This is a genomic window from Mucilaginibacter sp. (genome assembly GCF_039935595.1).
GTDB lineage: Bacteria > Bacteroidota > Bacteroidia > Sphingobacteriales > Sphingobacteriaceae > Mucilaginibacter.
Genome location: NZ_JBDTJZ010000037.1, coordinates 1 through 8,914 on the forward strand (window position 1 = coordinate 1; position 8,914 = coordinate 8,914).

The following is an 8,914-nucleotide window of genomic DNA, read 5'->3' on the forward strand; positions in this document are numbered from 1 at the left end:
CCCCTACTACGTTACCATGTGTACCGAGTTATTTGGCCCGGTGCTTACGCTATATGTTTATGAAGATGAAAAGTTTGATGAAATATTGGATGTAGTAGATAAAACATCCATATATGCATTAACGGGATGTATTATAGCGCAGGACAGGTACGCCATTGCCAAAGCCACGCAGCATTTACGCAACGCGGCAGGTAATTTCTATATTAACGATAAACCAACCGGCGCGGTAGTGGGCCAGCAGCCATTTGGCGGCGCAAGGGGATCGGGCACAAACGACAAAGCAGGATCAATGATCAACCTGATGCGTTGGGTATCGCCACGAACTATTAAAGAAACATTTGACCCGCCTAAGGATTATAGGTACCCGTTTTTGGGGTAAGTAAAATAGATCATAGTTCATGGATCATAGTATTATTTGCTATGATCCATGAACTATCAACTATGATCTACTTAAATCTAAACACATCCTCCATATTTTCGCTGTTATGGGTGCTTACTTTCATGTCTCTAATTATGCCCGTTTCAATACTGTACACCCAGCCATGCACACCCAGTTCCTGCCCTTTTGCCCAGGCATTTTGTACAATGGATGTTTTGCAAAGGTTGTAAACATTTTCTACCACGTTTAATTCAACCAAACGGCTTTCGCGGTCTTTGGCATCGTCTATCCTATCCAGTTCATCAGCATGTAAGCGGTATACATCTTTTATATGCCGAAGCCAATTGTCTATTAAGCCAAATTCATTGTTACTCATGGCAGCAATTACACCGCCGCAACCGTAATGGCCGGTAACAATTACGTGTTTTACCTTTAATACGTTAACCGCATAATCCAACACGCTCAACATATTCATATCCGTATGTATTACCATATTGGCAATATTACGGTGTACAAATATTTCGCCGGGCTTGGTATTGGTTATCTGGTTGGCAGGTACCCGGCTATCGGCGCAGCCTATCCATAAAACAGGCGGGTTTTGGCCCTTAGCTAGCGTATCAAAATATTCAGGATCAGTAGCTAAAGCATTGGCAACAAACTCTTTGTTGCCTTTCAATAAATCTTCGTAAGTAATATGGGTTGCAGATTGTGCACACATGGCAAATTATTTTTAGCTAAAATATATATTTTATGCAATATCGCTTAAAAAAAACACCCCGACAACTTACGCCGCCGGGATGCTACTTAATTTACTAAAAAATTAATCAACAGCATTTTATTGTTATTTTTAACCATAAACATTAAAAACATCCATTGAAAGATAAACTAAAGCAGCTAAAACATAAGCGCGGACAGGCATTGGCAGGAGGCGGCCATGCCAGAGTAGAAAGTCAGCATAAAAAAGGAAAACTAACCGCACGCGAGCGGTTACATTTTTTGATGGATGAAGGCACTTTCCAGGAAATTGGGATGCTGGTTACCCACCGGTCGACCGATTTTGGTATGGAGCTGGAAAAATATCCCGGCGATGGTGTGGTAACCGGATACGGCACTATAAATGGCAGACTCACCTATGTTTACGCACAGGATTTTACCGTTTTTGGCGGCTCACTATCAGAAACCCAGGCCGAAAAGATATGTAAGATACTTGACCTTGCTTTGAAGAACGGCGCGCCGGTTGTTAGCCTTAATGACTCGGGCGGGGCACGTATACAGGAGGGTGTACTATCATTGGGGGGTTATGCGGATATTTTTTATCGCAACACTATGGCGTCTGGTGTGGTACCTCAAATATCAGCCATAATGGGGCCGTGCGCGGGGGGCGCGGTGTACTCGCCATCCATTACAGATTTTATTTTAATGGTTGAGCAAACCTCGTATATGTTTGTTACCGGCCCAAATGTAGTTAAGGCAGTTACACACGAGGAGGTAACATCCGAAGAATTGGGCGGGGCCGATACCCACGCTTCTAAATCGGGCGTAACCCATTTTGCCTGCGTTAATGAGATCGATGCTATCAACCACATCAAAAAGCTACTAAGCTACATGCCCCAAAACTGCGAAGATAAAGCACCCTCATTGGTGTATGAACCCGCCGACGAATACCGCATGGAACTGAATAACTTGCTGCCGGAAAACACGTCGCAGCCTTATGATATGCAGCAGGTTATAGCTCATATTATTGATGCGGGATCGTTTTTAGAAGTGCATAAAAATTTTGCCGAAAACATTATAGTAGGTTTTGCCCGCTTAGCCGGCCGCAGTATTGGCATTGTTGCTAACCAACCCGCTTTTTTGGCAGGTGTGCTGGATAATAATGCGTCGCGTAAGGCGGCAAGGTTTGTTCGCTTTTGCGATAGCTTTAATATACCGCTGCTGGTATTGGAAGATGTACCCGGATTTTTGCCAGGTACCGACCAGGAGTGGAACGGTATAATAACCAACGGCGCTAAACTACTATATGCTTTTTGCGAAGCTACAGTGCCGCGAATTACCGTTATAACCCGCAAAGCATACGGCGGGGCTTATGATGTAATGAACTCCAAACATATTGGCGCTGATATGAATTTTGCCTGGCCCACCGCCGAAATTGCGGTAATGGGTGCCAAAGGCGCCGCCGAAATTATTTTTAAGCGCGAAATAAATGCTGCCGAAGACAAGACAGCTAAATGGAAGGAAAAAGAACAACTATACGCCGATACCTTTGCCAACCCCTATCGCGCTGCCGAGCGCGGCTTTATTGATGAGGTAATTGACCCCGCCGAAACTCGCGTAAAATTAATTGCAGCATTTAAAATGCTGGAGAATAAAGTAGTTAACACGCCGAGAAAAAAACATGGGAATATTCCGTTGTAAGCTTAAAGCTAAAAGGAGAAAGCTGAAAGCGATTATTTTTGTAACTATCAAAGCTTTTAGCATTTTGCCTTCTGCTTTATGCTAAATATAGAACAAATCCGTCCTGAACTTACCTGGCGCTTGCGTCAACGGGTGCTATACCCTGCCCAAAAGCTGTATGAGATGGAAATGGACGAGGATAACCAAGGCTACCATTTTGGCGCATTTAAGGATAATGAGTTGGTGGGTGTGGTATCGTTATTTATTAATGAGTCAGATTGTCAGTTTAGAAAATTTGCGGTAGATGAAAGGGTACAAGGGACAGGTGTAGGCAGTATGTTATTAAAACATTTAACAAACTTTGCTATAAATGAGGGTGCCAAACACCTATGGTGCAATGCCCGCACAACGGCCATTGGCTTTTACTTAAAGCATGGTTTTACGCAAACCGGCAATCTGTTCAGCAAAAACGGGTTTGATTATGAGATATTAGAAAAAAAACTTTAGGCCCCATCGTTTATCCTGTTGGTTTATAATAGTTGTTTACCAACAGCTTTATTATATTTGCAAGCCACTAAAAATGGCTTATTAACAAACTACTATGGCTAAAAAGAAAACAGACGAACAGCAGCACATTGCTGTAGTAAATGATAAATCACTGGCGTTTTTTGAAAAATACATTAACAACCCCTCACCTACCGGCTTTGAATGGAAGGGGCAGGAACTTTGGCTGGATTATATTAAACCCTATATAGATGAGCATTATGTAGATACCTACGGTACCGCGGTTGGTGTTATCAACCCAAAGGCCGAATACAAAGTAGTTATAGAGGCTCATGCTGATGAAATATCATGGTTTGTTAATTACATTACCAGTGACGGTTTAATATACGTTATACGTAACGGCGGTTCTGACCACCAGATAGCCCCTTCAAAACGTGTAAATATACATACCGACAAAGGTGTGGTTAAAGCTCTATTTGGCTGGCCGGCAATACACACCCGCTTAGGCGGTGAAAAAGAAGAAGCGCCATCGCTTAAAAATATATTTTTAGATTGCGGCTGCACCACCAAAGAAGAGGTTGAAAAACTGGGCATACACGTAGGTTGTGTTATTACCTACGAAGATGAGTTCATAGTATTAAACGACCGCTATTATGTTGGTCGTGCTTTAGATAACCGTGCCGGTGGCTTTATGATTGCAGAGGTTGCCCGTTTATTAAAAGAAAATAAGGTTAAACTGCCATTCGGCTTATATATTGTAAATGCCGTACAGGAAGAAATTGGCCTGCGTGGTGCCGAAATGATAGCCCACCGCATTAAACCAAACGTGGCTATTGTTACCGATGTTACGCATGACACCCAAACCCCGATGATCAGCAAAATTACCCAGGGCGATTTGGCTTGTGGCAAAGGCCCGGTGGTATCATATGCCCCTGCGGTTCAAAATAACCTGAACAAATTATTAATTGATACTGCTGAAAGCAATAAAATACCTTTCCAGCGCCAGGCGTCGTCACGGTCAACCGGTACTGATACCGACGCGTTTGCCTATAGCAACGATGGCGTACCATCCGCTTTAATATCATTACCGTTACGCTATATGCATACCACGGTAGAGATGATACATAAAGAAGATGTTGACAATGTGATCCGCCTGATATACGAGGTATTGTTAAACATCAAAAACGGACAAAATTTTAATTACATTAAATAACCAAGACCAAACATTAGCTTAACCTGATTGTCTTAGTTTTCACGATTTATAACATATGAAACCAACTCTATTAATATTGGCCGCGGGTATGGCCAGCCGTTATGGCAGCATGAAGCAGATAGATGGCTTCGGTCCTAATGGCGAAACTATAATTGACTACTCCATACATGATGCTATTAAAGCCGGTTTTGGCAAAATAGGCTTTATCATTCGCGAAGAATTTGCAGAGAATTTTAAATCTATATTCGAACCCAAACTTAAAGGCAAGGTAGAAACCGACTATATTTTTCAAAGCTTTGATCTGAAACCTTTTGGCATTGATAAAACCATTGAGCGTGCCAAACCCTGGGGAACAGCTCATGCCGTTTTAGCCGCACGTAACCAGGTACACGAGCCATTTTGCGTAATAAACGCAGACGACTATTATGGCTATGATGCCTTTGAAAAAATGGCTAAATTTTTAACTACCGAAGCTACCGATTCGCAATACGCGTTGGTGGGCTACCAGATTGATAAAACTTTATCTGATTATGGTTCGGTATCGCGCGGCGTTTGCGAGGTGGATGCCGATGGCAACATGACCGAAGTTAACGAACGTACCGAAGTTTATTTTAAAGAAGACGACAGCGTAGCTTATAAAGATGCTACCGGCGAACATCCACTACCGAACGATAAACGTGTATCCATGAACTTTTGGGGCTTTACACCTGCAGTTTTCAAGCAAAGCGAACAAATGTTCCGCGATTTTGTGGAGGCTAATGAGAATAACCCTAAAGCAGAGTTCTTTATTCCGCTGGTTGCTGATAATTTAATTAAAAGCGGTATAGCTAATTTTAAAGTTATCCCTACCCCATCCAAATGGTTTGGTGTTACTTATAAAGAGGATAAGCCTATTGTACAAAAATCAATTTCGGAGTTGGTGGCCAATGGTACTTATCCGGAGAATTTGTGGGGATAAAATCCTATCCGTTAGACTTACGAAGTTTTTGAAACTTCGTAAGTCTTTATCGAGTTCCTATCCCGCTAATGCGGGATTTTTTGTTTAGTAATAAGTACCTTTAAGTACACCAACAATACTTATGAGACTATTACTATTAACACTGTTCCTTATAAATTGCAGCCCCGCTTTTTGCCAATATGATTATAATGAGGTAAAAAGCGATAAGATTTTAATTAAAAATCTGTTGAATAAAACATATTCTTCAGGCTCTGTTAAAGAATTGCGAAACGCGTTTGGCAAAGAAAAAAAAGTTATTAAAGAGAGGGATGATGCACTAGGAGGATATGACTATACTTACAAATATAATGGGTTAGCGGTTTGCTTTAATAATGGTTGGCAGGCAACAACTATTACCGGACCAAATTACACTATATTCTTTGATAAGATTGGGTATAAAGTTGGGGAGAATATTAGTAAATTCAAGGTTCAATTTCCTTTGTCATATGCTCATAGGGAACACAATGCTACGAATGACAATGCACTTCATATCATGATAGCCAAAGCTGATGCATATATTTTTGTAAAGTATAACGACAATGGCTATATAACTGAAATCGAAGTAGCCAACGACAATAGTTAACAGTTTCAAACCAAAAAAGCTGTCCCCTGTTAAAGTTATATGCAAATAGAAATATTAGGAGCCGCGAAAAGTATAGACAAACATACTAACACCCTTATTATTCAAACTGCCGAAGCGCAGGCAAGGGTAACGGTTTACAGTCCAACTATTATCAGGATCTGTATTAGCAAAAACTATGAAAATGCAGATGCCTCATTTGCAGTCATACAACAACCGCTTACCCTAATAGATTATAGCGAGCAGGTTGATCATATCGAATTAAATACCTCCGCGTTAAAACTCATCATCAATAAATCGCCTTTACGTTTTAATTTTTATACTACGGACGGTAAACCGTTAAGCGAAGACGATACCCGTTTTGGCACCAACTGGCAGGCAGAGCGCGTTATTAATTACCGCAAATTATATCCCGATGAAAAGTTTATTGGCCTGGGCGAAAAAACAGGTAACCTGAACCGTCGCGGCAGCCATTATGTAAACTGGAATACCGATGCATCCTTGCATGGCGTAAATGATGATCCGTTATATAAAACCTTCCCATTTTTTATCGGTCTGCATAGCGGACTTACCTACGGACTATTTTTTGACAATACCCATAAAAGCTATTTCGACTTTGGTGCTACTACTGATGAGGAAACCAGTTGGTTTGGTGCCGATGGCGGCGATATGAATTATTACTTTTTCGGTGCGCAGGGCATCAGGCAAATTCTGGAGGACTATAGCTGGCTAACCGGGCGCATGGAAATGCCACCCTTGTGGAGTCTGGGCTACCAGCAATGCCGCTGGAGTTATATGAGCGCCAAAGAGGTGCTGGATGTGGCCTCCACCTTCCGCAAAAAACAAATACCTGCCGACGTAATGTATTGCGATATAGACTACATGGACGGCTTTAAAATATTTACCTGGAACAAAGAAACCTTTGCTGACCCAAAAGCCATGATAGATGAGCTAAAGGCAATGGACTTTAAGCTGGTAACTATTGTTGACCCGGGGATAAAAATTGAAGAAGGATATCAGCAGTATGATGAGGGGATAAAGAATAATTATTTTGCCACCTACCCCGATGGCGAACCTTATACTGCCAGTGTTTGGCCGGGCCGATGCCACTTCCCTGATTTTTTAAATGATAAGGTAAAGGAATGGTGGGGATCTGCATTTACTGCGCTAACCGACCCGGGGGTGGAAGGCTTTTGGAACGACATGAACGAGCCTGCCGCCTGGGGGCAAAACATACCCTGGCTGGTAAAATTTGGCAATCGCTTTATGCCCGAAATACGCAACGTATACGGCATGGAAATGGCCAAAGCCACTTATAACGGCGTACGTAAAATATTAGGCAATAAGCGTCCGTTTGTGCTTACCCGTGCCGCTTATGCGGGCACACAGCGCTATTCGGCTATTTGGACGGGTGATAATGCCGCTACTGATGAGCACATGCTGCTGGGCTGCCGTTTGGTAAATAGTTTAGGCCTAACCGGTATGTCATTCACCGGCGTTGATATTGGCGGTTTTATGGGCAACCCTACACCCGAATTAATGGTGCGCTGGAACTCGTTAGGCGTATATACGCCGATGTTTCGTAACCACAGTGCCGAAGGTATGATAATGCGCGAGCCGTGGCAATGGGGCGAAGAAAATGAAGCCATTATTAAAAAAGATATTGAACAACGCTATAAACTGCTGCCTTATATTTATTCGGGTTTTTATCAATCTTCCCAAATCGGCCTGCCATTGTGCCGTACATTAGCTATTGACTATACAGCAGATGAAAAAGTTTTTGATATCAAATACCAGAACCAATTTTTATTTGGCGATTTTATGTTGGTTGCCCCGGTAATAAGTACAGAGCTAACAACAGAGGTTTACCTGCCTGTAGGCGAATGGTACCGACTTAGCACCGATGAAAAATTTGCGGGCCAACAGGTGATAAATGCCGATGCCCCATTAACCGATCTTCCGGTATTTATTAAAGCTGGTGCTATTATCCCCATGCAAAATGTGATACAAAGCACCGGCGAAAAGGGTGATGGTATTTTATTCATCCATATCTGGAACGGCACGGAGGCAACTGAGTTTGTTTATTATGAAGATGATGGCTTGACGTATAATTATCAAACCGAAAATTATTATAAACGCACGATTATTTTTAATCCGCAAAAACGAGCGATTACATTATCTGCCGTTAAAGGGAATTATGTATCTAAATACATGAAATTACAGGTCATTTTACATGGGTTAAATATTGAAATTGACCAGTTTGCCAATGATATTGGCCGGATAAATATTGCTTATTAAAAAAATTAAGTATCTTTAATCATGGCATTAGCATTAACTTATAAAGTATTATTAAAACCTGAGCCCGAAGGTGGATATACGGTAAATGTCCCGGCATTACCTGGTTGCATAACTTATGGCGAAACACTTGAAGAAGCTAAAATTAATGCCCAGGAAGCCATTGAGCTTTATGTAGAAAGTTTAAAAGAACATGGCGAGGATATTCCTTCAGGACTGCAATTTCAATTTTAAAACAAGCCGGAATAGAATAACTAAAAAAACTCAATTCCATTCGGCATAAAAAAAGCCCGGCCCTAATAATTTAGGGCCGGGCTTTACTATATAGATTTAAACTTATTTACTCTCGTCTTTTACCTCTTCAAAGTCAACATCAGTAACGGTATCACCATGATCCTGCGGACCGGCACCCGCACCTGCATCAGGGCCTGGTTGGCCACCTTCGGCAGACGCTTTGTACATGTCTTCAGAAGCGGCTGTCCATGCAGTGTTCAACTCATTTTGGGCGACTTCAATATCGGCTAAGTTTTTAGACGCATAAGCTGCTTTCAA

Annotated in this window: 9 protein-coding genes and 1 pseudogene; 8 read left to right on the forward strand and 2 right to left on the reverse strand. The window is 41.9% G+C overall.

What is annotated here, in order from left to right; all coding sequences use genetic code 11:
- Nucleotides 1-379: aldehyde dehydrogenase family protein (locus ABI367_RS02075; RefSeq protein WP_462228058.1), on the forward strand; the 379-nt coding region annotated here is incomplete at its 5' end.
- Nucleotides 380-446: 67 nt separating this feature from the next.
- On the opposite strand, the gene can is transcribed toward ABI367_RS02075, so the two are convergent.
- Nucleotides 447-1,097: a carbonate dehydratase gene (can, locus tag ABI367_RS02080; RefSeq protein ID WP_462228059.1), complete on the reverse strand. Its 651-nt coding sequence runs from the start codon at nucleotides 1,095-1,097 to the stop codon at nucleotides 447-449.
- Nucleotides 1,098-1,252: 155 nt separating this feature from the next.
- On the opposite strand from can, the gene ABI367_RS02085 reads away from it, so the two are divergent.
- The 7 genes from ABI367_RS02085 to ABI367_RS02115 all read left to right on the forward strand — a co-directional run bounded on the left by ABI367_RS02085 (nucleotide 1,253) and on the right by ABI367_RS02115 (nucleotide 8,596).
- Nucleotides 1,253-2,794 carry an acyl-CoA carboxylase subunit beta gene (locus ABI367_RS02085; protein WP_462228060.1) on the forward strand — a complete coding sequence of 514 codons (1,542 nt, stop codon included), beginning with the start codon at nucleotides 1,253-1,255 and terminating at the stop codon, nucleotides 2,792-2,794.
- A 78-nt stretch (nucleotides 2,795-2,872) separates the two neighbouring features.
- On the forward strand, nucleotides 2,873-3,280 hold the full coding sequence (locus ABI367_RS02090) for a GNAT family N-acetyltransferase (protein WP_462228061.1): 408 nt from the start codon (nucleotides 2,873-2,875) through the stop codon (nucleotides 3,278-3,280).
- A gap of 94 nt (nucleotides 3,281-3,374) precedes the next feature.
- Nucleotides 3,375-4,490 carry a M42 family metallopeptidase gene (locus ABI367_RS02095; RefSeq protein ID WP_462228062.1) on the forward strand — a complete coding sequence of 372 codons (1,116 nt, stop codon included), beginning with the start codon at nucleotides 3,375-3,377 and terminating at the stop codon, nucleotides 4,488-4,490.
- A 55-nt stretch (nucleotides 4,491-4,545) separates the two neighbouring features.
- Complete coding sequence (locus ABI367_RS02100; RefSeq protein WP_462228063.1) at nucleotides 4,546-5,448, forward strand: nucleotidyltransferase family protein; 903 nt, start codon at nucleotides 4,546-4,548, stop codon at nucleotides 5,446-5,448.
- A gap of 121 nt (nucleotides 5,449-5,569) precedes the next feature.
- Complete coding sequence (locus tag ABI367_RS02105; protein WP_462228064.1) at nucleotides 5,570-6,070, forward strand: hypothetical protein; 501 nt, start codon at nucleotides 5,570-5,572, stop codon at nucleotides 6,068-6,070.
- A 39-nt stretch (nucleotides 6,071-6,109) separates the two neighbouring features.
- Nucleotides 6,110-8,365, forward strand: coding sequence for a glycoside hydrolase family 31 protein (locus tag ABI367_RS02110; protein WP_462228065.1), 2,256 nt, complete (start codon nucleotides 6,110-6,112; stop codon nucleotides 8,363-8,365).
- A gap of 21 nt (nucleotides 8,366-8,386) precedes the next feature.
- Nucleotides 8,387-8,596 carry a type II toxin-antitoxin system HicB family antitoxin gene (locus ABI367_RS02115; RefSeq protein ID WP_462228066.1) on the forward strand — a complete coding sequence of 70 codons (210 nt, stop codon included), beginning with the start codon at nucleotides 8,387-8,389 and terminating at the stop codon, nucleotides 8,594-8,596.
- Nucleotides 8,597-8,698: 102 nt separating this feature from the next.
- On the opposite strand, the pseudogene ABI367_RS02120 reads toward ABI367_RS02115, so the two are convergent.
- Nucleotides 8,699-8,914: pseudogene (locus ABI367_RS02120) on the reverse strand (molecular chaperone DnaK); the annotation flags it as partial.

What these genes read in the sequence shown, in the direction of transcription:
- can (WP_462228059.1), bottom strand. Translation starts at nt 1,097, where the DNA reads ATGTGTGCACAATCTGCAACCCATATTACTTACGAAGATTTATTGAAA.
- ABI367_RS02090 (WP_462228061.1), top strand. Translation starts at nt 2,873, where the DNA reads ATGCTAAATATAGAACAAATCCGTCCTGAACTTACCTGGCGCTTGCGT.
- ABI367_RS02095 (WP_462228062.1), top strand. Translation starts at nt 3,375, where the DNA reads ATGGCTAAAAAGAAAACAGACGAACAGCAGCACATTGCTGTAGTAAAT.
- ABI367_RS02100 (WP_462228063.1), top strand. Translation starts at nt 4,546, where the DNA reads ATGAAACCAACTCTATTAATATTGGCCGCGGGTATGGCCAGCCGTTAT.
- ABI367_RS02105 (WP_462228064.1), top strand. Translation starts at nt 5,570, where the DNA reads ATGAGACTATTACTATTAACACTGTTCCTTATAAATTGCAGCCCCGCT.
- ABI367_RS02110 (WP_462228065.1), top strand. Translation starts at nt 6,110, where the DNA reads ATGCAAATAGAAATATTAGGAGCCGCGAAAAGTATAGACAAACATACT.
- ABI367_RS02115 (WP_462228066.1), top strand. Translation starts at nt 8,387, where the DNA reads ATGGCATTAGCATTAACTTATAAAGTATTATTAAAACCTGAGCCCGAA.